This window comes from Streptomyces sp. NPDC052042 (genome assembly GCF_044548345.1).
GTDB lineage: Bacteria > Actinomycetota > Actinomycetes > Streptomycetales > Streptomycetaceae > Streptomyces.
The window spans coordinates 1-23,170 of sequence record NZ_JBIUBU010000015.1; the positions used below are offsets into that span (position 1 = coordinate 1).

Annotated in this window: 19 protein-coding genes and 1 pseudogene; 8 read left to right on the forward strand and 12 right to left on the reverse strand. The window is 72.5% G+C overall.

The genetic code is table 11. From position 1 onward, the window contains the following. The first annotated feature begins 191 nt into the window (after window positions 1-191). From galE to idi, 3 genes are all read left to right on the forward strand, one after another. A complete protein-coding gene (galE, locus tag ACIHCL_RS23170; protein ID WP_399864414.1) occupies window positions 192-1,181 on the forward strand; it encodes a UDP-glucose 4-epimerase GalE in 990 nt (329 codons plus the stop codon). A gap of 166 nt (window positions 1,182-1,347) precedes the next feature. Then, on the forward strand, window positions 1,348-2,289 hold the full coding sequence (locus tag ACIHCL_RS23175) for a cation diffusion facilitator family transporter (RefSeq protein ID WP_399864416.1): 942 nt from the start codon (window positions 1,348-1,350) through the stop codon (window positions 2,287-2,289). A gap of 270 nt (window positions 2,290-2,559) precedes the next feature. Continuing rightward, window positions 2,560-3,153 (forward strand): isopentenyl-diphosphate Delta-isomerase, encoded by a 594-nt coding sequence (gene idi / locus ACIHCL_RS23180; protein WP_399864418.1) that lies wholly within the window; start codon window positions 2,560-2,562, stop codon window positions 3,151-3,153. Between the two features lie 118 nt (window positions 3,154-3,271). On the opposite strand, the gene ACIHCL_RS23185 is transcribed toward idi, so the two are convergent. Beyond that, window positions 3,272-3,727, reverse strand: coding sequence for an ATP-binding protein (locus tag ACIHCL_RS23185; RefSeq protein WP_399864419.1), 456 nt, complete (start codon window positions 3,725-3,727; stop codon window positions 3,272-3,274). 132 nt (window positions 3,728-3,859) lie between these two features. Beyond that, the gene (locus tag ACIHCL_RS23190; RefSeq protein ID WP_399864420.1) at window positions 3,860-4,540 is read right to left on the reverse strand and encodes an HdeD family acid-resistance protein; all 681 of its coding nucleotides are present in this window, start codon (window positions 4,538-4,540) and stop codon (window positions 3,860-3,862) included. 79 nt (window positions 4,541-4,619) lie between these two features. Here ACIHCL_RS23190 and ACIHCL_RS23195 point away from each other — a divergent pair, with 79 nt between their 5' ends. Then, the gene (locus tag ACIHCL_RS23195; protein WP_399864422.1) at window positions 4,620-5,432 is read left to right on the forward strand and encodes an enoyl-CoA hydratase/isomerase family protein; all 813 of its coding nucleotides are present in this window, start codon (window positions 4,620-4,622) and stop codon (window positions 5,430-5,432) included. 38 nt (window positions 5,433-5,470) lie between these two features. On the opposite strand, the pseudogene ACIHCL_RS23200 reads toward ACIHCL_RS23195, so the two are convergent. Then, window positions 5,471-5,881, reverse strand: a pseudogene (locus tag ACIHCL_RS23200) (helix-turn-helix domain-containing protein); the annotation flags it as partial. A gap of 352 nt (window positions 5,882-6,233) precedes the next feature. Between ACIHCL_RS23200 and ACIHCL_RS23205 the strand changes: the two are divergent. Next, window positions 6,234-8,624 carry a Tex family protein gene (locus ACIHCL_RS23205; protein WP_399864423.1) on the forward strand — a complete coding sequence of 797 codons (2,391 nt, stop codon included), beginning with the start codon at window positions 6,234-6,236 and terminating at the stop codon, window positions 8,622-8,624. A 178-nt stretch (window positions 8,625-8,802) separates the two neighbouring features. Here the strand turns inward: ACIHCL_RS23205 and ACIHCL_RS23210 are convergent, their stop codons facing one another. Together ACIHCL_RS23210 and ACIHCL_RS23215 are read right to left on the reverse strand one after the other, a co-directional pair. Further along, entirely contained in the window at window positions 8,803-10,440 is a 1,638-nt protein-coding gene (locus ACIHCL_RS23210) for an ABC-F family ATP-binding cassette domain-containing protein (RefSeq protein WP_399864424.1), read from the reverse strand. Between the two features lie 12 nt (window positions 10,441-10,452). Beyond that, entirely contained in the window at window positions 10,453-10,593 is a 141-nt protein-coding gene (locus ACIHCL_RS23215) for a hypothetical protein (protein WP_399864426.1), read from the reverse strand. 257 nt (window positions 10,594-10,850) lie between these two features. Between ACIHCL_RS23215 and ACIHCL_RS23220 the strand changes: the two genes are divergently transcribed. Beyond that, entirely contained in the window at window positions 10,851-12,353 is a 1,503-nt protein-coding gene (locus ACIHCL_RS23220; protein ID WP_399864428.1) for a M1 family metallopeptidase, read from the forward strand. Between the two features lie 236 nt (window positions 12,354-12,589). Here the strand turns inward: ACIHCL_RS23220 and ACIHCL_RS23225 are convergent, their stop codons facing one another. Then, complete coding sequence (locus ACIHCL_RS23225; protein WP_399864429.1) at window positions 12,590-13,510, reverse strand: oxygenase MpaB family protein; 921 nt, start codon at window positions 13,508-13,510, stop codon at window positions 12,590-12,592. 275 nt (window positions 13,511-13,785) lie between these two features. Between ACIHCL_RS23225 and ACIHCL_RS23230 the strand changes: the two genes are divergently transcribed. After that, window positions 13,786-14,241 carry a hypothetical protein gene (locus ACIHCL_RS23230; protein ID WP_399864431.1) on the forward strand — a complete coding sequence of 152 codons (456 nt, stop codon included), beginning with the start codon at window positions 13,786-13,788 and terminating at the stop codon, window positions 14,239-14,241. A 122-nt stretch (window positions 14,242-14,363) separates the two neighbouring features. On the opposite strand, the gene ACIHCL_RS23235 is transcribed toward ACIHCL_RS23230, so the two are convergent. Continuing rightward, window positions 14,364-14,840 carry a macro domain-containing protein gene (locus ACIHCL_RS23235; RefSeq protein ID WP_399864432.1) on the reverse strand — a complete coding sequence of 159 codons (477 nt, stop codon included), beginning with the start codon at window positions 14,838-14,840 and terminating at the stop codon, window positions 14,364-14,366. A gap of 180 nt (window positions 14,841-15,020) precedes the next feature. On the opposite strand from ACIHCL_RS23235, the gene ACIHCL_RS23240 reads away from it, so the two are divergent. Beyond that, window positions 15,021-15,755, forward strand: a complete 735-nt coding sequence (locus ACIHCL_RS23240) for a MerR family transcriptional regulator (RefSeq protein WP_399864433.1) — start codon at window positions 15,021-15,023, stop codon at window positions 15,753-15,755. Window positions 15,756-15,792: 37 nt separating this feature from the next. Here the strand turns inward: ACIHCL_RS23240 and ACIHCL_RS23245 are convergent, their stop codons facing one another. From ACIHCL_RS23245 to ACIHCL_RS23265, 5 genes are all read right to left on the reverse strand, one after another. Beyond that, entirely contained in the window at window positions 15,793-17,964 is a 2,172-nt protein-coding gene (locus ACIHCL_RS23245) for a 3-hydroxyacyl-CoA dehydrogenase NAD-binding domain-containing protein (protein ID WP_399864434.1), read from the reverse strand. 38 nt (window positions 17,965-18,002) lie between these two features. After that, entirely contained in the window at window positions 18,003-19,217 is a 1,215-nt protein-coding gene (locus ACIHCL_RS23250) for an acetyl-CoA C-acetyltransferase (protein ID WP_399864436.1), read from the reverse strand. Between the two features lie 97 nt (window positions 19,218-19,314). Continuing rightward, window positions 19,315-20,457, reverse strand: a complete 1,143-nt coding sequence (locus ACIHCL_RS23255; RefSeq protein WP_399864438.1) for an acyl-CoA dehydrogenase family protein — start codon at window positions 20,455-20,457, stop codon at window positions 19,315-19,317. An 80-nt stretch (window positions 20,458-20,537) separates the two neighbouring features. Further along, complete coding sequence (locus tag ACIHCL_RS23260) at window positions 20,538-21,689, reverse strand: CaiB/BaiF CoA transferase family protein (protein WP_399864439.1); 1,152 nt, start codon at window positions 21,687-21,689, stop codon at window positions 20,538-20,540. Window positions 21,690-21,929: 240 nt separating this feature from the next. Then, window positions 21,930-22,940, reverse strand: coding sequence for a peptidoglycan-binding protein (locus tag ACIHCL_RS23265; RefSeq protein WP_399864440.1), 1,011 nt, complete (start codon window positions 22,938-22,940; stop codon window positions 21,930-21,932). Window positions 22,941-23,170 lie beyond the last annotated feature (230 nt).

The window sequence follows — 23,170 nt, forward strand, 5'->3', positions numbered from 1 at the left end:
CCACCCGAGACGGCCTGACGCCCCTGACCACCCCGCCCGCCAAGGCCCGACCGGAGCGCAACCGTGGAAAAGCTGGGCAGACCAGCGGATATCCCCTGCCCACACTCAGGCGACAGCCCAGAACCCTCCCCGCAACCCCTCGGAGATCACTTCGAAACCGCGTCGGTGAATCGAGGCTTAGGCTGGCCCGTATGACATGGCTGATCACAGGCGGGGCGGGGTACATCGGCGCACATGTGGTGCGATCCATGGCGGTGGCCGGTGAGCGGGTCGTCGTCCTCGACGACCTGTCGACCGGGGTCGCCGGACGGCTCCCGGCCGATGTGCCGCTGATCAGGGGCTCGGTGGCCGACCGCGCGCTGCTCGACGAGGTGCTGGAGCGGCACGCCGTGACGGGTGTGGTGCATCTCGCGGCGAAGAAGCAGGTCGGGGAGTCCGTCGAGCGGCCGCTGCTGTACTACCGGGAGAATATGGCGGGGCTGACCGTCCTGCTGGAGGCCGTCGTGGCCGCCGGGGTGCGGCGCTTCCTGTTCTCCTCCTCCGCGGCGGTGTACGGCGTGCCGGATGTGGAACTGATCACCGAGGACACCCCGTGCCTGCCGATCAGCCCGTACGGGGAGACGAAGCTCGCCGGGGAGTGGCTGGTCCGGGCGGCGGGGAGGGCGCACGGGCTGTCCACCGCCTGTCTGCGCTACTTCAACGTGGCCGGGGCCGCCGCACCGGAACTGGCGGACACGGGCGCCTTCAACGTGATCCCGATGTTCTTCGAACGACTGACCAGGGGCGAGGCCCCCCGGATCTTCGGCGACGACTACCCGACCCCCGACGGCACCTGCATCCGTGACTACATCCACGTCGCGGACCTCGCGGACGCGCATCTGGCCGTCTCCCGGAGCCTGGCCGGCCGGGACGGGGGGAGCCCCGGCGACCTGACCGTGAACATCGGCCGCGGCGAGGGCGTCTCGGTACGGGAGATCGCCGATCTCGTGAGGGAGGTCACGGGCCTGCGTCTCCGGCCCGTGGTGGAGGCGCGCCGCCCCGGCGACGGCGCGAAGGCCGTCGCGTCCGCCGCCCGGATGTCCGGGGAGCTCGGCTGGACGGCTCGGCGCGGCGCGCGCGAGATGGTCGAGTCGGCCTGGGACGGCTGGTGCGCCCAGCATCCCGGGGCACGCGCGAACTGACCTTCCGGTGATCACCCCGAGCTTCTGACCAGCGGACATTTCCGCAGGTCAGAGCACATGACAACGGTGTTCAGTCCCGTGTTGCCCGATACCCCCCACCCGTAGTTCACTGACAGTGCTCGGGCCGACCGCGCCCGAGTCCGCGAGAAGATCGGGAGGCGTCCCCATGGGGGCAGGGCACGATCACGGGCACACCCACGGCGGGCCGCCGCCCACCGGCACGGCCGCCGCCGCGTACAAGGGGAGGTTGCGGATCGCACTGGGCATCACGCTCACCGTGATGGCCGTGGAGATCGTCGGTGGGCTGCTCGCCGACTCGCTCGCGCTGATCGCCGACGCGGCCCATATGGCGACCGACGCCCTGGGACTGGGCATGGCGCTGCTGGCGATCCACTTCGCCAACCGGCCCGCCGGGCTCAACCGCACCTTCGGTTTCGCCCGCGCGGAGATCCTCGCGGCCCTGGCCAACTGTCTGCTGCTGCTCGGGGTCGGCGGCTTCCTGCTCATCGAGGCGATCCAGCGCTTCATCACCCCCGCCGAGACCAGGGGCGGGCTGGCGATCGCCTTCGCCCTGGTCGGCCTGGTCGCCAACGTGATCTCCCTGTCGCTGCTGATGCACGGGCAGAAGGAGAGCCTCAATGTGCGCGGGGCCTATCTGGAGGTGCTCGCGGACACGCTCGGCTCCGTCGCCGTGCTGATCTCGTCGACCATCATCCTGGCCACCGGCTGGCAGGCCGCCGACCCGATCGCCTCGCTGGTGATCGGCCTGATGATCGTCCCCCGTACCGTGAAACTGCTCCGTGAAACGCTCAACGTGCTGCTGGAGGCGGCCCCGAAGGGCGTGGACATGGGTGAGGTACGGGCCCACATCACCGCGCTGCCCGGTGTGCTGGACGTCCACGATCTGCACGCCTGGACGATCACCTCGGGGATGCCGGTGCTCTCCGCCCACGTGGTGGTGAGCCAGGAAGTACTGGACTCGGTCGGCCATGAGAAGCTCCTCCACGAGCTCCAGGGGTGCCTCGGCGACCACTTCGACGTCGAGCACTGCACGTTCCAGCTGGAGCCGAGCGGCCACGCCGAGCACGAGGCCGGACTCTGCCACTGAACGGCCGGACGGTAGTCGGCCGGTCCCCCGACCACGGGCGTTCACACGTCGGCGGACCACGACGACGCCCCGGTCGGGGCATCCCCGCCGCGGCACGGCGCGGCCCCGCGCACCGGGGCGTGGGGCGTGCGGTTCCCCGCGCTCGCCCGGAGCGGGCCGGTAGCCGGACATGCTTGAACCCGAAGTGCGGACAAGCGGCTCTTGTGCGGCAGACTTGAGCGGACTCGACGGGACCGGCACACCGGGCCGGGACCATAGCGAAGGATGGGTATGCCGACCACACCAGCCACCCCGGCGCACAGCTCGTCAAACGGCACAGCAGAAGCGATCATGCTCGAACTGGTCGACGAGAACGGCACCACCATCGGTGCGGCGGAGAAGCTGTCCGCCCACCAGCCGCCGGGGCTGCTGCACCGGGCCTTCTCGGTGTTCCTCTTCGACCAGCGGGGCCGACTGCTGCTCCAGCGGCGCGCGCTCGGCAAGTACCACTCCCCCGGGGTCTGGTCGAACACCTGCTGCGGCCACCCCTACCCCGGTGAGGCGCCCTTCGCCGCCGCCGCCCGGCGCACGCACGAGGAGCTCGGCGTCTCGCCCTCCCTGCTGGCCGAGGCGGGCACGGTGCGTTACAACCATCCGGATCCGGCTTCCGGGCTGGTGGAGCAGGAGTTCAACCACCTCTTCGTGGGCCTGATGCAGGGGTCGCCGCGGCCGGTCCCGGAGGAGGTCGGCGAGACCGCGTTCGTCACGCCCGCCGAACTGGCCGAGCGGCACGCCGAGGCACCGTTCTCGGCATGGTTCATGACGGTGCTGGACGCCGCGCGGCCGGCCATCAGGGAGCTGACCGGCCCCTCCGCCGGCTGGTAGTGGACGGGGCGCCCGGTGCTCGCGGAAGCCGTGCCACCGGGCGCCCCGCGCCGACCGGCGGGGGCGCTTGACCGGGTGCCCGAAGGGGCGGTCGTGACGGACCGGCCGCGCCGGCGGGTCAGAACCTCCGGCCGAGCGGCAGCGCGGCCCAGATGACCTTTCCGCCGCTCGCGGTGTGCTCCACGTCGCAGGCTCCGCCCGCCTCGCGGGTGATCTCGCGGACCAGGAGCAGCCCACGGCCGCCGGTCTGCCCGTGGTCCGTCTCCAGCGCCGTCGGGCGATAGGGGTGGTTGTCCTCCACGGACACCCTGACCCATTCCGTGCCGACGGCCACCTCGACGGCCAGCTCCGGCGACAGCAGCGCGGCGTGCTTCACCGCGTTGGTGACCAGCTCGGAGACGATGAGCAGCAGCCCCTCGGTGATGTCGCCGTCGATGGGCACGCCCTGACGGTCCAGCAGGTCGCGCACGGCGCGCCTGGCCCGCGGGACGGACACGTCCACGGCCGGTGCGGTGAACCGCCAGACTCCTTCGTACGACATGGGCCGAGCGGGGACGCTCCCGCGGCTCTCCATAGTCCGGTACCCGCCCTCGACTCGTCGGTGACTGCACGCCGAGTACAGAGTGCGCGGCCTAGCCGTCACACCGGACCACTGAATAGAAGTCGACATCTATCGACGGGTTTTGATCGAAGCTGCACGATCCCACTAGTTCTTGGACTGATTCCGGCTCTCTCCGGTGGAGGCGTCCGGCCACTCGCCGGTCGTCCGCCACCCGGGGTCCGTGCCCCGGTGCGGGTCCGTGCGCCGGTGATCCGGGGCCACGCCCTGGTCCGTGACCAGGGAGACGATGCGTCGGCCGCCGACCCCGATCGCGATCAGGCCGAGTCCGTCGAAGAGCAGCGCCAGTGAGAAGAAGAGGCCGAGGACGTAGAGGCTGCTGTGCGGCCAGTCGAAGAGCACCAGCAGTCCGAGGAGGAGCCCGAAGGCCCCCTGGAGCAGCGTCCAGCCGAACTGCGGGCCGCGCACGACGACGCTGCCGACCAGTCGGAACAGTCCGCCGGTCAGGAACAGCAGCGCGGCGAACATGGTCAGCGTCGCTGCCGTGCCCTGCGGATGCCGGATGACGACGACTCCGGCGGCGATGTTCAGCGCGGCGACCACGGCCGCCAGCCAGAAGAAGTTGCTGCCGCGGGACTCGATGGCGTGGGCCAGGCCCACGATGCCGCCGACCAGCAGGAGCCAGCCGAAGAGCAGCATCGAGGTCAGTGTCGCGACACCGGTGTAGACGAGGCCGATGAGACCGGCCACAACGAGCAGGGCGCCGAGCAGGGCCAGCCGACCGAAACTCCGGCTCAGCTTCCTGCCCTCGACTGCGGGATCGGCCACCGAGAACTCCTCACGTCGTGTGCGTGCACGGCCCCCCTTTTTGATCATAGGTTCGAACCGTGCCGATAGCATCCGGCGCATGGACCGCACGGAACCCCGGCTGACGCACACCGTCGCGGACGGTGTCGCCACCGTCGTCATCGACAATCCGGCCCGGCGCAACGCGATGACGACGTCGATGTGGAGCGCGCTGCCCCCGCTGCTGGAGCGGCTGGCGGCCGATGTCTCGGTGCGCGTAATGGTGCTGACGGGCGCCGGGGACACCTTCTGCGCCGGGGCGGACATCACCTCGCTCAGGGCTCCGTCGCTCCGCGGTCCGTCCTCGCCCGGGGCCCCGTCCCCGCTCGACGACCCGCCGGACGATCCACGGACGCTGGCCGTGGTGGCCGAGGAGGCGGTGGCCGCGTTCCCCCGGCCGACGCTGGCGGCGATCCGCGGCTACTGCGTGGGCGGCGGCAGCCAGCTCGCTGCCGCCTGCGATCTGCGGTTCGCCGAGGAGGGCGCTTCGTTCGGGGTGACCCCGGCCAGGCTCGGGATCGTGTACCCGGCGTCGTCGACCCGACGTCTGGTGGCGCTGACCGGGCCCGCCACGGCGAAGCACCTGCTCTTCTCCGGGGAGCTGATCGACACCGCGCGGGCGCTGCGGTGCGGACTGGTGGACGAGGTGCTGCCGGCCGGCGGCCTGGACGCGCGGGTCGGCGCGTACACCCGGACCCTGGCGGCGCGCTCCCGGCTCACACAGGCGGCGGCGAAGGAGTTCGCCGACGGGCGCCGGGACCGGGACGCGTACTGGGCGGAGCGGGCACGGCACAGCGGCGACGCCGCGGAGGGCGTCGCCGCGTTCCTGGAACGGCGCGCGGCGCGCTTCCGCTGGCCCGAGGAGCCGGACTGACCCGTCGGGCCGCCGGCGGCGAGCCGATCCGCCGTCGACGGAGGAGGGCGCCAGGCGGGTGCCGTACCGAGGCTCTTCACGAAGGCGCGGCGCATGGCCTCCGGGGTGCCGTAACCGCAGGCGCGCGCGATGCCGGCGACGTTGTCGGAGGTGTCCTCCAGCAGCCGTCGGGCGTGTTCGAGGCGTACGCGGTCGACGTAGCGGCCCGGGGTGAGGCCCGCCTCCTCCCGGAAGGCACGGGCGAAGTGACGGGGCGAGAGCCGGGCGCGGGCGGCCAGCGCCTCGACGGTGAGGTCGGCGCCGGGGTGCTCGCTGATCCAGTGCTGGACCTCGCGCAGCGGTTCGCGCCGGGCGGTCTGTGCGGTGAGCTGTGCGCTGAACTGGGCCTGGTTCCCGGGTCTGCGCAGGAAGACCACGGCGCCGGACGGCGGCGTCCGGGCAGCCGCGCGAACGCGCACTCCCGCGCGGCCGGGCGAGTCGGCGGAAGTGGACCACGTCCGCGCCGAGCCGGCGGATACCGCTGCCCGGACGAGGCCTCACCCCGGACGGGCGTCCAGGCAGAACGGGCGCGGCGCGGCCCGCCGAGCCGGCGCGCGGGTTCCCGGCGGCGGCGCTCCTCGCCGGAACGTCCCCGGCCGGTTCCATCGGCGGGCGCCGGCCCTCACCGGTCGACGCGCGACGGGGTGGCCGGGCGACAGGGCGCCCGGCCACCCGGCACAATGCAGACGAAGGGGCCCCGGCCCCGTCAGCACAGCCAGTGCAGCCAGCACAGCCCGTACGAGAAGGCGAGTCGGTAGAACCGTGACGACGTCCATCGAAGGCAGGATCGCCGAGGAGCTCGGCGTACGCGAACGGCAGGTGAAGGCGGCCGTCGAGCTGCTCGACGGCGGGTCGACCGTGCCGTTCATCGCGCGCTACCGCAAGGAAGCGACCGAGATGCTCGACGACGCGCAGCTGCGCACCCTTGAGGAGCGACTGCGGTACCTGCGGGAGCTGGAGGACCGCCGGACGGCGATCCTCGACTCCGTGCGTGAACAGGGCAAACTGGACGAGGAGTTGGAGGCCCGGATCAGGGCCGCCGACACCAAGGCGCGTCTTGAGGACATCTACCTGCCGTTCAAGCCCAAGCGGCGCACCAAGGCGCAGATCGCTCGGGAGGCGGGGCTCGAACCGCTCGCCGAGGGGCTGCTCGGTGATCCGTCGGTGGAGCCGCTCGCCGCAGCCGCCGCCTTCGTCGACCCGGACAAGGGGGTCGCCGATCCGGCCGCCGCGCTGGAGGGGGCCCGCGCCATTCTCACCGAGCGGTTCTCGGAGGACGCCGATCTGATCGGTGAGGTGCGGGAGCGCATGTGGACGCGCGGCCGGCTGGCGGCGAAGGTCCGCGAGGGCCAGGAGGAGGCGGGGGCGAAGTTCGCGGACTACTTCGACTTCACCGAGCCGTTCACCGAACTGCCCTCGCACCGGGTGCTGGCGATGCTCAGGGGCGAGAAGGAGGGAATGCTCGATCTGGTCCTGGAGCCGGAGGAGCCCTCGGACACGCCCGGCCCCTCGTCCTACGAGGGCATCGTCGCCCGGCGCTTCGGGGTGGGCGACCGGGGCCGTCCGGGCGACAAGTGGCTGGGCGAGACCGTGCGCTGGGCCTGGCGGACCAGGATCCTGGTGCACCTCGGCATCGACCTGCGGCTGCGGCTGCGCACGGCGGCGGAGGACGAGGCGGTGCGGGTCTTCGCGTCGAACCTGCGCGATCTGCTGCTCGCCGCACCGGCCGGGACGCGTCCCACGCTGGGGCTGGACCCCGGCTTCCGCACGGGGGTGAAGGTCGCCGTCGTCGACACGACCGGCAAGGTCGTCGCCACGGACGTCATCCACCCGCACGTGCCGGCGAACCAGTGGGACCAGGCGCTGGCGAAACTGGAACGGCTGGCGCGGACGCACGGCGTCGAACTGATCGCGATCGGCAACGGCACGGCGTCCCGCGAGACCGACAAGCTCGCCGGTGAACTGATCTCCAAGCACCCGGAGCTGAAGCTCACGAAGGTGATGGTGTCGGAGGCGGGCGCGTCGGTGTACTCGGCCTCGGCGTTCGCTTCGCAGGAACTCCCCGACATGGACGTGTCGTTGCGCGGCGCGGTGTCGATCGCGCGCCGGCTCCAGGACCCGCTCGCGGAACTGGTGAAGATCGATCCGAAGTCGATCGGGGTCGGCCAGTACCAGCACGACCTGGCCGAGGTGAAGCTGTCACGGTCGTTGGACGCGGTCGTCGAGGACTGTGTGAACGGGGTCGGCGTGGACGTCAACACCGCCTCGGCGCCGCTGCTTTCGCGGGTCTCGGGGATCGGCGCCGGGCTTGCCGAGAACATCGTCGCACACCGCGACGCGAACGGCCCCTTCCGGTCGCGCAAGGCACTGAAGGACGTGGCGCGGCTGGGTCCGAAGGCGTACGAGCAGTGCGCCGGCTTCCTGCGCATCCGGGGCGACGACCCGTTGGACGCGTCGAGCGTGCACCCCGAGGCGTACCCGGTGGTGCGGGCGATGGCGAAGCGGACGGGCGGTGACGTCGCCTCGCTGATCGGCGACACGGCGGTGCTGCGGTCGCTGCGGCCCGACGACTTCGTGAACGAGAAGTTCGGTCTGCCGACCGTCGGCGACATCCTGAAGGAACTGGAGAAGCCGGGGCGCGACCCGCGGCCCGCGTTCCGGACGGCCGCGTTCAAAGAGGGCGTCGAGAAGATCGGCGATCTGACGCCCGGCATGGTGCTGGAGGGTGTGGTCACCAACGTCGCGGCGTTCGGCGCGTTCGTGGACGTCGGGGTGCACCAGGACGGTCTGGTGCACGTGTCGGCGATGTCCCGCACGTTCGTGAAGGATCCGCGGGACGTCGTGAAGCCGGGCGACATCGTGAAGGTGAAGGTCCTGGAGGTCGACATTCCCCGGAAGCGGATCTCGCTGACCCTGCGCCTGGACGACGAGGCGGGGACGTCCGGCCAGGGCGGCGGCCCCCGGCGGGAGCGGGGCGAACGCGGACGTCAGGGCGCCCGGCCGCCGCGGCCGCGCCAGAGCGGCCAGGACCGCGAGCGGCGCGGTGGCGGCTCGGCCCGTCCGGCCCCGGCGCCGGTGAACAGCGCCATGGCGGACGCGCTGCGGCGGGCCGGGCTCGCCGGGCCGGACCGGGACGGCGGCCGAAAGCGCTGACGCCGGGCGGAGGCGGGGTGCGCGCGTCGGCGCCGCGCCCCGCCTCCGCCGCGATCCCGCCCCGCCGCGATCCCGCCCCGCCGCGAACCGCCCCGGCGCGGGGCCGCTCCACCCCGGCGAGCGGGCCGGGCCCTCACCGGCACGGGGCCGGGCGCGGCGGTCACGGGACCGGGAAGGGTCAGAGTTCCTTCACCCTGCCGTCCATCACCTCGACCCGGCGCGTGGTGCGCACCGCCTCCAGCATCCGCCGGTCGTGCGTGACCAGCAGCAGGGTCCCGGGGTACGACTCGAGCGCCGACTCCAGCTGCTCGATGGCGGGCAGGTCGAGGTGGTTCGTCGGCTCGTCGAGGACGAGGAGGTTGACGCCCCTGCCCTGGAGGAGGGCGAGCGCGGCCCGGGTCCGCTCGCCCGGTGAGAGGGTCGTCGCGGGGCGCAGCACATGGTCCGCGCGCAGGCCGAACTTGGCGAGCAGCGTGCGGACTTCGGCCGGTTCGGTGTCGGGCACTGCGGCACGGAAGGCATCCAGGAGCGATTCCGGTCCGTGGAACAGCCTGCGTGCCTGGTCGACCTCACCGACCACCACGCCCGCGCCGAGCGTCGCGTGTCCCGCGTCCAGCGGGAGACGTCCGAGGAGTGCGGCGAGGAGGGTCGACTTGCCCGCCCCGTTGGCGCCGGTGATCGCGACCCGGTCCGCCCAGTCGATCTGGAGGGAGACCGGGCCGAGGACGAAACCGCCGCGTGCGACGCGTGCCTCACGCAGGGTGGCGACGACCGAACCGGACCGGGGCGCGGCGGCGATCTCCATCCGCAGTTCCCATTCCTTGCGCGGCTCCTCGACGGCGTCGAGCCGTTCGATCATGCGCTGGGTCTGCCGGGCCTTCGCGGCCTGCTTCTCGCTCGCCTCGCTGCAGAACTTGCGGCCGATCTTGTCGTTGTCGGCGGCCTTGCGGCGGGCGTTCTTCACCCCCTTGTCCATCCAGGAGCGCTGGGTGTGGGCGCGGTCCTCCAGGGCGGCGCGCTTGTCGGCGTACTCCTCGTACTCCTCGCGGGCGTGCCTGCGGGCCCGCTCGCGCTCCTCCAGGTAGGCCGCGTATCCGCCGCCGTACAGGTTGATCGCCTGCTGGGCCAGGTCGAGTTCGAGAACCTTGGTGACCGTGCGTGTCAGGAACTCGCGGTCGTGGCTGATGACGACCGTGCCCGCGCGCAGCCCGGAGACGTAGCGTTCGAGCCGTTCCAGACCGTCCAGGTCGAGGTCGTTGGTGGGTTCGTCGAGCAGGAAGACGTCGTAGCGGGAGAGCAGCAGGGAGGCCAGGCCCGCGCGGGCCGCCTGGCCACCGGAGAGGGCGGTCATCGGCAGGTCGAGGCCGACGGTGAGACCGAGGTCGGCGGCGATCTCCTCGGCTCGCTCGTCGAGGTCGGCGCCGCCGAGCGCCAGCCAGCGTTCGAGCGTCTCGGCGTACGCGTCGTCGGCGCCGGGCGTCCCGTCGACGAGGCCCCGCGTCGCCTCGTCCATCGCCCGCTGGGCGTCGGCGACGCCGGTGCGGCGGGCCAGGAACTCCCGCACGGTCTCGCCCGGGCGCCGCTCCGGTTCCTGTGGGAGGTGGCCGACGGTGGCGGTGGGCGGCGAGAGCCGCAGTTCGCCCCGCTCCGGCCGCTCCAATGCGGCGAGCAGCCGGAGCAGGGTCGATTTGCCGGCGCCGTTGGCTCCGACGAGACCGATCACGTCGCCGGGCGCGACGACGAGGTCGAGACCGGCGAAGAGGGTGCGGTCGCCGTGGGCAGCGGTGAGGTCCTTGGCGACGAGGGTGGCAGTCATCAGGTACCGATCCTACGGGCAGTACCGCCAGGCCGGGCTCTCTCCGCCCGCCGGTCGGTCGGCCTCCCGGCCCGCGGGCGCGTCGGCGGTCACGCGGTGCGCTCCCGTCGGCGTGAGCAGACCGGTCGTCAGGGCGGCCTCGGCCGTCACCATCAGTGATCTGTACGTCGAGCGGCTGCCCCGCGCACGCATCGGCGTGGGCGGAAGGTACTCCGCTGAACTCCCGTGCGGCAGAGGGCGATCTCCGATCAGCGCGGTGCGATCACGCGGCGGTGGCGACGGGTGACATGTCGGCGGCATGGCGAACGTGTGACAGGTGCAGCCATGGACATGACTAACACCGGGATCGCTTGCCAGGATCCCGGCAGCGGCTCAGAAAAACCGTCATCCACCGACGACTTGGAGCATTCGTGCACCGCAGACTCATTGTCCCCGGCGCCCTCGCGGCCTCCCTGTTGCTGGCGATCCCGGCCTCGGCCGCCGGGGGCACCGTGGGCGCCCCCGGCATCGGCGACCCCTACTACCCGGCCAGCGGCAACGGCGGCTACGACGTGTCCCACTACGACCTCCGGCTGAAGTACCAGCCCGCGACCGACCTGCTGGAGGGCACCGCGACGATCCTCGCCACGACCACACAGGCGCTGTCCCGCTTCAACCTGGACTTCGCGCTGGACGTGTCCGAGGTGCGGGTGAACGGCAAGAAGGCCGCATTCGCCAGGAGCGGCGAGCAGGAGCTGGAGATCACCCCGGCGTCGCCGCTGGCGAAGGACAGGCCCGTCACGGTGGTCGTGCGGTACGCCGGGAAGCCGTCCGAGGTGAAGGTCAACGGCTGGACCTCCTGGGTCCGTACGCCGGACGGCGCGGTGGCCGCGCAGGAGCCGGAGTCGGCCGTCTGGTGGTACCCCAGCAACGACCACCCGCTGGACAAGGCGACGTACGACATCTCGGTGTCGGTGCCGGACGGCACCCAGGCGATCAGCAACGGCACGCTCCAGTCGCAGAGTTCGAAGCTCGGCTGGACCCGCTTCAACTGGCGCTCCGCCAAGCCGCAGGCCACGTATCTGACGACACTGGCGATCGGGAAGTTCGAGATCACCACGGACACCACGGCGGACGGAGTGCCGGTCGTCAACGCGTACAGCAAGGACCTCGGGGCCAACGGCGGTGCGGCGCGTGCCAGCATCGAGCGGACCGCCGAGGTCGCCGAGTGGCTGACGGAGTTGTTCGGCCCGTACCCGTTCGACGCGCTCGGCGGGTACTCCCCCAATGTGACGAGCGGGTTCGCGCTGGAGACGCAGACCAGGCCGTTCTACAGCCCGAAGCAGTTCGCGAACGGATCCAACGTCTCGGTGGTCGTCCACGAGGTGGCGCACCAGTGGTACGGCGACAGCGTGTCCGTCAAGGGCTGGAAGGACATCTGGATCAACGAGGGCTTCGCCCGGTACAGCCAGTGGCTGTGGTCGGAGAAGGAGGGCGAGGGCACCGCGCAGGAACTGGCGGACCACACCTACTCCCAGCACCCCGAAGGCGACCCCTTCTGGGCCGTGAAGCCGGGTGACCCGGGCCCGGACGACCAGTTCCACGCGGCCGTCTACGACCGCGGGGCGCTGGCCCTCCAGGCACTGCGCAACAAGGTGGGCGATGAGACGTTCTTCGAGCTGCTGAGGGGCTGGCCGGCCGAGCACGCCTACGGCAACGCGACCGTGGGCGACTTCGTCGCCTACGCCGAGCGGATCTCGGACACGCCCCTCGCCGGCCTCTTCGACACCTGGCTGTACCAGCCGACGCGGCCCGAGGCCCCGGCGGCGGCCGAAGCGCGCCTGCTGCGCACACCCGCACGGCCCGGGCAGCCCGAGCCGCCCGCGTCATGGAAGAAGATCGCCGCGACCAACACGATCCACGACCACCGCTGACGGTCCGCCCCGCTACCGGGTTCCGTCGCCCTCCGGGTGGGCGACGGGACCCGGTCCGCCGACGCGACGCATGCGGTTCCGGCCAGGTTCCACGGATCGGCGCCGACCATGGACGCGACCGCCCCCACCCCTGACCATCCGTCGTCTCTGTTCGGGGATGGGAGCGTTGATCGCTCGCCTTCCTCAAAGGTGCCGGGCTGCCACCGAAGACGGCGAGCGGCGGGGCGAACTCGCCGTCACACCGGCCGGATCGGCGTGCCGGGCCCCGGCCTGCCGGGCGCCTGTTCACCGACGACGGCCGTGCGGTGCGCCGCCCGCGCCCGGCGCGCGTACGGCAGATAGCGCAGCCGCTCGGGAAGCACGGGCACCACCCACCGCACCACCGCGCCCAGCCGCCGCAGCCTGCGCTCCTGGGCATCCGTCCACTCCAGACCGATCGCCTCCCGCGCGTCCGGCGGCATCAGGCCGATGGTGACGAAGCGGCGGAACCGGGCCAGCGGCGGGAGCAGCACCGGCCACAGCGCCCTCAGCACCGGGCGCAGCGGCCACGGCCCCCGGTCCGGGGGCGGTACGGGCCGGTCGGTCGCGATCAGGTCCTCGACGACGACGGTCCGCTCGATCTCCTCGGCGAGCGTCCTGTGGAAGTACGGCCAGAACTCCTCGATCGTCTGCGGCATGTCCCGGTCGTTGATGCCGAGAACCCTGCCCACCTGGAGCCATTCCCGGTACAGGGCCCGCTCCTGCGCCTCGGTGAGCGGGCGGAGGAGGTAGCGGGCGGCATGCTGGTAGACGGGGAAGCCGGTGGCGTGCACCCACGCGTAGGTGGCGGGCGACAGCGCGTGGTACCGGCGCCCGCGGCCGTCGACACCGCGGACGGTGCGGTGCAGACGGCGGAGCCGGCGCCCCTCCACGGCGGCCTCCTCGCCGCCGTACACCCAGAGTTGGAGCGAGCGCAGGGACCTCTCGCCGCGCCCCCATGGGTCCGTGCGGTAGACGGAGTACTCGTCCACGCCCGCGGCGACCGCCGGATGGGCGACCTGGAGGGTGAAGGCGGCGGGCAGCATCAGCAGGGCGCGGATGTCGCCGGAGATGCCCCAGAGCACTCCCCCGGGCGGCGGAGGGACGGGGTCGACGTCCCGCGCGGACGACGTGCTCATGCGGCGCTCCCGACGGTCGGCCGGGGCCGCGGCGCGGCGCCCGGTCCCGGTACGAACCAGTATGCGGCTCCGCCCCGGGGCCCGGTCCGCCCCGCACAGGGGCGCACGCGCTCCCCGCGTCTCCGGGACCGTCCACGCCGGCGGCGCGTCCCTCCTGGTGGGAGCCGGCACGCCTCCTCCCGGCCCGCGGTGTCATCGGCGCCAGCTGACCCGGTCGTCCTGGGCCGTGTTCTACTGAGCTCCCGTACACCACACCCGTCTCCGGAGGTCGTTCCGTGGCCCGGCTCCTCGTCTCTTCCGGTGTGAACCCCGACGAGCCGGACGCGCCCGTCGTGACGCTCCTCGTCGACCCGGACGGCTCACCCGGCGAACGCGCCGTCGCACGGCTGGGCGACTACTGCTACGAGGGCTACGGAGCGTTCCACCTGCTGCCGACCGACGGCTGGGCCGAGCACACCCTGGACGGAGGCCGGCTGGAGGTCGCCGTCGCCGTGTACCCGTTCGCGCTGGGCCAGGTCGGTGTGGACGCGTCGGACTTCCCTGGCCGCTCGGCGGTCGACCCGGAGGCGGCCCTGGTGCTGCGGGCGGAGTGCGTGGTGGATCCCGGGCGGTACGCGCTGACGGCGCCGGTGACCGCGGTGTTCACCGCGGGCCCGGACCGCGCGCCCGACGCCGTGGTCACCGACGCGGACGACCTGCCGATGCTCCTCGGCCTCCGCCCCGAGCGCTGAGGCGCCCGCCGCCCGGCCACCCGCCCCCACGAGGGAGGGCCGTGGCTCCGGTCCGGGCCCGTCGTGGCGGGCGGTCCGAAGGGGCCGCCGGTCCTGGGCAGATGCCGTTCGGGCCGGGGCATTCAGTCGTGGTCGTACACCGTGACCGCTATGCCCCGGCGCACCAGGCGGTTCTCCAGCAGGGGCTCGATCCTGGACCATGTGCCGCCCGCCAGTCCGCAGCCTATCCGGGGCATGTGGACCGACGCCCCGAGTTCCACGGCCCGGTCGGCCACCGCCCCGAGCGCCGTGTCGATGGCCTCGTAGCGCACCGGCACCCCCTTGCTCCCCCGGCGTATCCCCCGCTGGCCCACCATGTTCGCCACCCAGATGTACGGCCCCACCTGGACGAACTGCGCCGCGCCGAGCGCGAAGTCATGGCCCGCGCGCTCCCGGTACCAGCGGCGGTAGGCCGCCTCCGGCTCGGGCCAGCGGCGCGAGATCGCCAGCACGAAGCCCTTGCCCCAGCCGCCGAGGTCGTTGCAGACGTGCGCGATCAGTTTGACGCCACTGCCCTGCGGGGCGGTGGCGTCGCCCCGGATGTACGTGATCTCCGACATGCGGTCACCGTACGGGCGGCCACTGACATCGCGTGCCGGACCGCGGAGCACCGCGGGCCCGTGCCCACCTGTCGCTGCCCAGCTCTTTCACAAGAGTGGTGAGACAGCAATACTGTTGAACGGTTGGGGGCCGGTTCGGCGGTCCACCGCCGGAGCCGGACCGGAGTGCGAGGAGCAGACATGGCGACCGGGACCGAGGACCCGACGACGCTCACCGTCGACGAGCTGGCGGCCCGCGCCGGGGTCACCGTGCGCACCGTACGTTTCTACGGCACCCGGGGGCTGCTGCCGCCACCGGTGATCGGTCCGCGCCGGGTCGGGCACTACGGGGCGGAGCATCTGTCCCGGCTCGCGCTCATCGAGGAGCTCCGGCACCAGGGCATGACACTGGCCGCGATCGAACGCTACCTGGAGCAGCTCCCGCCGGACCTGAGCGCGCAGGACCTGGCGATCCACCGGGCACTGGTGGCGTCCTGGGCACCGGACGCCGCGGAAGACGTGACGCGCGCGGAGCTGGAGCGCCGGGCGGGCCGGACGCTGAGCGAGGAGGACATCGTCCGGCTGGCGGCCATGGGGGGGCTGGAGCGCGCGGAGCCGGTCGACGGCCGCTACCGGGTGGACCGGGGGCTGCTGCGGCTGGGGGTCGAGCTGCTCGGCGTGCCGATCGCTCACGAGACGATCCTGGCCGCGCGGACGGTGTTGCTGGCGCACTCCCGGTCCGCGGCCCAGGAGCTGACCCGGCTGTTCCGGGACGAGGTGTGGGAGCCGTACCGGGAGCGGGAGTCGGACCCGGAGCACCTGGCGGCGATGAAGTCGCTCTCCGCCCATATGCAGCCGATGGTGCTCCAGGCCCTGGTGACGGCGTTCCAGCGGTCGTTGCGGGAGGAGCTGCGGGCCGCGTTCACGGCACAGTGAACGCGGCCCTCCCGGCCGGGGTGCCCGCCGTGGCGGATCAGTCGTGGAAGGTCTCGCCCCGCTCGGCCTTCTCCACGAGCAGGGTGGGCGGCAGGAAGCGGTCGCCGTACCGCTCGGCGAGCTCCCGGGCGCGGGCCACGAAGCCGGGCAGCCCGCCCTCGTACCCGTTGATGTACTGGAGCACACCGCCGGTCCACGGCGGGAAGCCGATGCCCATGAGGGAGCCGATGTTGGCGTCGGCGACGGAGGTGAGGACGTTCTCCTCCAGGCATCGCACGCTGTCCAGCGCCTCGGAGAACAGCATCCGGTCCTTCATGTCCGCGAAGGGGATGTCGGTGCCCGGGCGCGTGAAGTGCTCCCGCAGGCCCGGCCACAGGCGGGTGCGCGCCCCGTTCTCGTCGTACTCGTAGAAGCCCGCGCCGCCGCTGCGTCCGGGGCGGCCGAACTCGTCGACCATCCGGTCGACGACCGCGTCCGCCGGGTGCGCCTCCCAGGTGCCGCCGGCCTCCTCGACGGCCCGCCTGGTCTCCTCGCGGATCTTGCGGGGCAGGGTGAGGGTCAGCTCGTCCATCAGGGAGAGCACCTTGGCCGGGTAGCCGCACTGTGCGGCGGCCTGCTCGACCGACGCGGGTTCGACGCCCTCGCCGACCATGGCGACGCCCTCACTGATGAACCGTCCGATGACGCGCGAGGTGAAGAAGCCCCGGGAGTCGTTGACGACGATCGGGGTCTTCCTGATCTGCCGGACCAGGTCGAAGGCGCGGGCCAGGGCCTCGTCGCCGGTCTTCTCGCCCTTGATGATCTCGACCAGCGGCATCTTGTCGACCGGTGAGAAGAAGTGCAGTCCGATGAAGTCGGCGGGGCGCTCGACGCCGTCGGCGAGGACGGTGATCGGCAGGGTCGAGGTGTTGGAGCACAGCAGGGCGTCCGGGGCGACGATGCCCTGGATCTCCTGGAACACCTCGTGCTTGAGCGCGGTGCTCTCGAAGACGGCCTCGATGACGGCGTCGCAGCCCGCCAGATCGGCCGGGTCGGCGGTCGGGGTGATGCGGGCCAGCAGCGCGTCGCGCTCCGCCTCGGTGGTGCGGCCCCGGGACAGCGCCTTGTCCAGGAGCTGCTCGCCGTAGACCTTGCCCTTGGCGGCGGCCTCGGCGGAGACGTCCTTGAGAACGACGTCGATGCCGGCGCGGGCGCAGGAGTACGCGATGCCCGCGCCCATCATCCCGGCGCCGAGGACGGCGACCTTGCGGACCTGTCGCTCCTCGATGCCCTTGGGGCGGCTGACGCCGGAGTTGATGGCCTGGAGGTCGAAGAAGAACGCCTGGATCATGTTCTTGGCGACCTGGCCGGTGACCAGTTCGGTGAAGTAGCGGGCCTCGATGGTCAGCGCGGTCTCGAAGTCGACCTGCGCGCCCTCGACGGCGGCGGCCAGGATGTTGCGGGGCGCGGGCATCGGGGCGCCGCCGAGCTGCTTCTTCAGGTTGGCCGGGAAGGCGGGCAGGTTCGCGGCGAACTTCGGGTGCGACGGGGTGCCGCCGGGGATCTTGTAACCCTTGACGTCCCAGGGCTGGTGGGCCTCGGGGTGGGCGTCGATGAAGGCGCGGGCCTTGGCGAGCATCTCCTCCCGGGTGGCCGCCACCTCGTGGACGAGGCCGTTCTCCAGGGCGCGCCGGGGGGTGTAGCGGGTGCCCTGGAGGAGGACCTTCAGCAGGGCGTCGGCGATGCCCATCAGGCGTACCGTGCGGGTGACGCCTCCGCCCGCCGGCAGCAGGCCGAGGGTGACCTCGGGCAGGCCGATCCGGGAACCGGGGGCGTCCAGCGCGATGCGGTGGTGGGCGGCGAGCGCGATCTCGTAACCGCCGCCGAGCGCGGCGCCGTTGATGGCGGCGACGACGGGCTTGCCGAGGGTCTCGATGCGGCGCAGCGCGTTCTTGATGGCGGTGCCGGTCCCGAAGACCCGCTCGGCGTCCTCGGGACCGGCCTTGATCATGTCCTTGAGGTCGCCGCCCGCGAAGAAGGTCTTCTTCGCGGAGGTGTAGATGATGCCGCGGATGGAGTCCCTCTCGGCCTCGGCGCGGTCGGCGACGGCGGCGATGGAGTCCGTGAACGCCCGGTTCATCGTGTTGGCGGACTGGTGGGGGTCGTCCAGCACCAGGGTGACGACGCCGGTCTCGTCCTGTTCCCAGCGGATGGTCGTGCTCTCGGTCATGGCTGTTCTTCTCCGTAGGCAGGGGTGGCCGGGGACGGTCAGAGGCGTTCGACGACGGTGGCGATGCCCATGCCGCCGCCCACGCAGAGGGTGGCGAGCCCGTACCGTGCCTCGCGCCGCTCCAGTTCGTCGATGAGGGTGCCGAGGATCATCGCCCCGGTGGCGCCGAGCGGGTGGCCCATCGCGATGGCGCCGCCGTTGACGTTGATCCTGTCGAGCGGGAGGCCCATGTCCCTGGCGAAGCGGAGGACGACACCGGCGAACGCCTCGTTGATCTCGACGAGGTCGATGTCGTCGATGGTGAGTCCGGCCTTGGCGAGGGCCTTGCGGGTGGCGGGCGCGGGGCCGGTCAGCATGATGGTGGGTTCGGAGCCGGAGACGGCCGCGGAGACGATCCGGGCGCGCGGGGTGAGCCCGTACCGTTCGCCGACCTCCGCGTTGCCGATCGCGACGAGCGCGGCGCCGTCGACGATTCCGGAGGAGTTGCCCGCGTGGTGGACGTGGTCGATCTTCTCGATCCAGTGGTACTTCTGCAGGGCGACCGCGTCGAAGCCGCCCGCCTCGCCGATCACGGCGAAGGACGGCTTGAGGGCGGCCAGCGCGTCCGCGGTGGTGCCGGGCCGCATGTGTTCGTCATGGTCGAGGACGACCAGGCCGTTGCGGTCCTTGACGGGGACGACTGAGCGGGCGAACCGGCCCTCCTTCCACGCCTCGGCGGCGCGTTCCTGGGAGAGCGCGGCGTACTCGTCGACATCGCGCCGGGAGTAGCCCTCGATGGTGGCGATGAGGTCGGCGCCGATGCCCTGCGGGGCGAAGCCGGTCTCGAAGCTGGTCATCGGGTCCATGGCCCAGGCGCCGCCGTCGGAGCCCATCGGAACGCGGGACATGGACTCGACGCCGCCCGCGAGAACGAGGTCCTCCCAGCCGGAGCGAACCTTGGCGGCGGCCAGGTTCACGGCTTCCAGGCCCGAGGCGCAGAAGCGGTTCTCCTGGACGCCCGCGACGGTGTCCGGGAGGCCGGCGGCGATGGCCGCGATGCGGGCGATGTCGGAGCCCTGGTCGCCGAGCGGGCTGACCACGCCGAGGACGATGTCGTCGACGGCCGCCGGATCCAGGCCGGGGAAGCGGGCGCGGATCTCGTGGATGAGGCCGACGACGAGGTCGATCGGCTTGGTGCCGTGCAGGGCGCCATTGGCCTTGCCGCGGCCGCGCGGGGTGCGGATCGCGTCGTAGACGAACGCTTCGGTGCTCAAGTCAGCAGCCTTTCGAGGGTGGTGGGGCGAGGGGACCGCGGGAGCCACCGGGGGCGGTGGGGGCCAGGTGCCGTCACCAGCGGTGGGGCGGGCCGGGTCAGGCGAGCAGCGAGCGGCCGATGATCTCCTTCATGATCTCGGTCGTGCCGCCGTAGATGGTCTGGATGCGGCCGTCGGTGAAGGCACGGGCGACCGGGTACTCCGCCATGTAGCCGTATCCGCCGTGGAGTTGGAGGCAGCGGTCGGCGACGCGCTTCTGGAGCTCGGTGGCCCACCACTTGGCCATGGAGGCGTGCACGGCGTCGAGCCCGCCGTCGGAGTGTTCGGCGACGCACCGGTCGACGAAGGTGCGGGTGACGGCGCATTCGGTGGCCATCTCGGCGATCTCGAACCGGATGTGCTGGAGTCTGGACAGCGGCCGTCCGAACGCCTCGCGCTCCTTGACGTACCGGGTGGTGATCTCCAGCAGGTGTTCGGCGGCGGCGATCCCGGCGACCGCTATGCCCAGCCGCTCCTGGGCCAGGTTGGTCATCAGGTGGACGAACCCGCCGTCGCGTTCGCCGAGCAGGTTCTCCTTGGGGACGCGCACGTCGTGGAAGAACAGCTCGGCGGTGTCCTGGGACTTCTGCCCGATCTTGTCGAGGTTGCGGCCCCGTTCGAAGCCCTCGGCGCCGCGCTCGACGACGATCAGCGAGAGGCCCTTCGCGCCGCCGTCGGGGGTGGTCTTCGCGACGACGACCACGAGGTCGGCGAGGATGCCGTTGGAGATGAACGTCTTGGATCCGTTGAGCAGCCAGTGGTCGCCCCGGTCCTCGGCGGTGGTGCGGATGCCCGGGAGGTCGGAGCCCGCGCCGGGTTCGGTCATGGCGATGGCGGTGATGGTCTCGCCGCTGCAGAAGCCGGGTAGCCAACGCCGTTTCTGCTCCTCGGTGGCGAGGCCGGTGAGATAGGGGCCGACGATGTCGTTGTGCAGACCGAGGGCGAGGCCGGGGGCACCGGCCCGGGTGAACTCCTCGGCGAGGACGGCGCTGTAGCGGTAGTCGGTGGTGCCACCGCCCCCGTACTCCTCGGGTACGGCGAGGCCGAGCAGTCCCTGCCGTCCGGCCGCCCGCCATGCCTCGCGGGAGACGATGCCGTCCTGCTCCCACTGCTCGTAGTGCGGCAGGACCTCCTTGGCGAGGAAGGTGCGGACGGTCGCGCGGAACGCTTCGTGCTCTTCGGTGAAGATCTGCCGCTGCACTGCGGGCCTCCCGGGGCCGGTTGGTCGTCGTCGGGTTCGGCCGGGGCGGGTGCGGCTCCGGCGGGGTGTTCTCGGGCCCGTCACTCCGGGCGGGGGTCGCCGGTCCCCCCGAGTGCGGGGACGCCCCAGTCGGCGGCGACGGCCGCGGTGTCCGCGCCGGGCCGCGCGGGCCCGGTGCGCACGGCGACGGGGGTGGCGGAGAAGCGGGGCGCGGGCGCGGGCTGGGTGAGTCCGCCGTGCTCGACGAAGGTGGAGCGGGCGGCCAGGTGCGGGTGGTCCGGGGCCTCGCGGAGTGAGAGTACGGGGGCGACACAGGCATCGGTGCCCGCGAACACCGCCGCCCATTCCGCACGGCTACGGGTCTTGAACCGTTCGGCGACGAGGGTGCGCAGTTCCGGCCAGCGCGTGATGTCCGCCCGGTCGGGGGCCTCGCCGTCGATGCCGAGCAGCCCGCTGAACTCGTCGTAGAACCGCTGCTCCAGCGGGCCGACCGCCATGTACTGCCCGTCGGCGGTCTCATACGTGCCGTAGAACGGGCAGCCGCCGTCCAGGAGGTTGGAGCCGCGCCGGTCCTGCCAGCCGCCCGCCGCCAGCATGCCGTGGATCATCGTGGTGAGGTGCGCGGCGCCGTCCACGATCGCCGCGTCCACGGCCTGGCCCCGGCCGCCGGGTGTGCGGGCGTACTGGAGCGCGGCGAGGACGCCGACGACGAGATAGAGCGAGCCGCCCGCGTAGTCGCCGACCAGATTGGCGGGGACGGTGGGCGGCTCGCCGGGATTGCCGATCATGGAGAGGGTGCCGGTGAGGGCGATGTAGGCGATGTCGTGCCCGGCCCGTTCGGCGAGGGGCCCGTCCTGCCCCCAGCCGGTCATCCGCCCGTAGACGAGTCGCGGATTGCGGGCGAGCGCGGCGTCCGGGCCGATGCCGAGGCGTTCGGCGACTCCGGGCCGGTACCCCTCGATCAGGATGTCGGCCCGGGCGGCCAGGTCGAGCACCGTACCGGGTCCGTCCTCGGCCTTGAGGTCGACGACCACGGACCGCTTGTTGCGATTGGTGAGGTCGTACGCCGGGTCGATGCCCAGCCCGACCCCGCCGGGCCGATCGACCCTGACGACGTCGGCGCCGAGGTCGGCCAGGAGCATGGCCGCGAACGGCCCGGGACCGATGCCCGCGAGTTCCAGCACGCGCACGCCGGTCAGTGGACCGTGTGATCCGTACTCGGTCGTCGCCATCAGGCCCCCAGGGGTATGACACAACTGATGTAACAGCGATGATGCTAAGAACGCGACGCGCTCCGCACAAGCCTTTCGGCTGAGCAAGCGCTCGGTCTTCCCCGCGATCCTCCCCCACGGACATCGCCCCGCCGCAGACCGCCACGGACGACACCTGGCCGTACACCGCGGCGGACTCCGCCGCCCCACGGCATGCCGGTGCCCGGCAGCCCCACCGGGACCGCCGGGCACCGCTCCGCCTCAGCGGGACCAGGCGCAGTGCACGTGGCGGCCGTGCCCGGGGTCACCGGGGCCCATGACCTGCTGCGCGCCGAGCTTCCTGCACGTGGCCATGAACTGCTTGTGCGGGGCCCCGCTGCCGACGTGGCGGCCGTTGATGTGCGTGATGTCGAAGGCGATCCCGGCGTAGTGCCTGGAGTTGCCGCTGTGGTCGCCGCCGACGATCTCGGAGACGGACAGCCGGTAGCCGTACTGGGTGCGCAGCTTCAGCAGCCCGTTGAGCATGCGGGGGTCGAGCGGGACGCGCCGGTTGGGCTTGTCGCCCCACGGGCTGGTGAGCGCCCCCTTGCCGTGCGCCGTGTCGATGACGTTCTGCCGTGCCGTCGACCCGGCGTGCCTGCCGCCCGGGTGGACGGTGGCCAGCGTGATCCGCTGCTGGGCCAGGATCTGCTTGGCGAGCCCCACCCGGTCGCCGGCCGGCGCGCCGCCGCCCAGCAGGGCCGCCCAGGTCCGGGCGCCGATGACGCCGTCGGCCGTGAGACCGGCCGCCTTCTGGAACGCCTTCACCTTGGCCGTCGTGGCCGGGCCGAAGGTGCCGTCGACCGTCACCGCCTGACCGCGCGCCTTCAGCAGGGTCTGCGCCGCCTTCACGGCCGCGCCCTTCGAGCCGCCGCGCAGCGTGGTGACGAGCCTGGTCCAGGTGGCGGGCCCGACGACACCGTCCGCGGTGAGCCGGTGGGCCTTCTGGAACGCCTTCACCTTGGCCGTCGTGGCCGGGCCGAAGGCACCGTCGACCTTCACCGCCTGGCCGCGGAAAGCCAGCAGGTGCTGAAGCGCGGTCACGCCCGCGCCCTTGCTCCCGGCCTTCAGGGTCGGCCACTGGGCCGCAGCCAGGTGTCGGGGCGGGGCCGCCGCGGGGCGGTCACCCGCGGTGGCGAGGGAGGCGGCCGGTCCGGTCAGGACGGCCAGGGCAGCGAGGCCCGCGGCGAGGCGGAGGGGGGTGCGGCGGGAACGGACGGACGGTGCGGACATGGGTCACTCCTCGGTGGTGAGACGGCCCGGCAGGGCCGGATGCGGGTGAGGTACGGGTGGTGCGTTCGTCGTCCCGCGCGGTGAGGACCGGTTCCGGATTCTCGCGGGATCCGGTCCGCAAGCGGGCCGGCCGAGCCCGGCGGGTGGCCGGGGCCGGGCGTCCGAGGGACGGTCCGAGCGCGGCTCCGCGCGGGACGCTGGATGTCAAGAGCACTGCGGAGGAGGGAGGT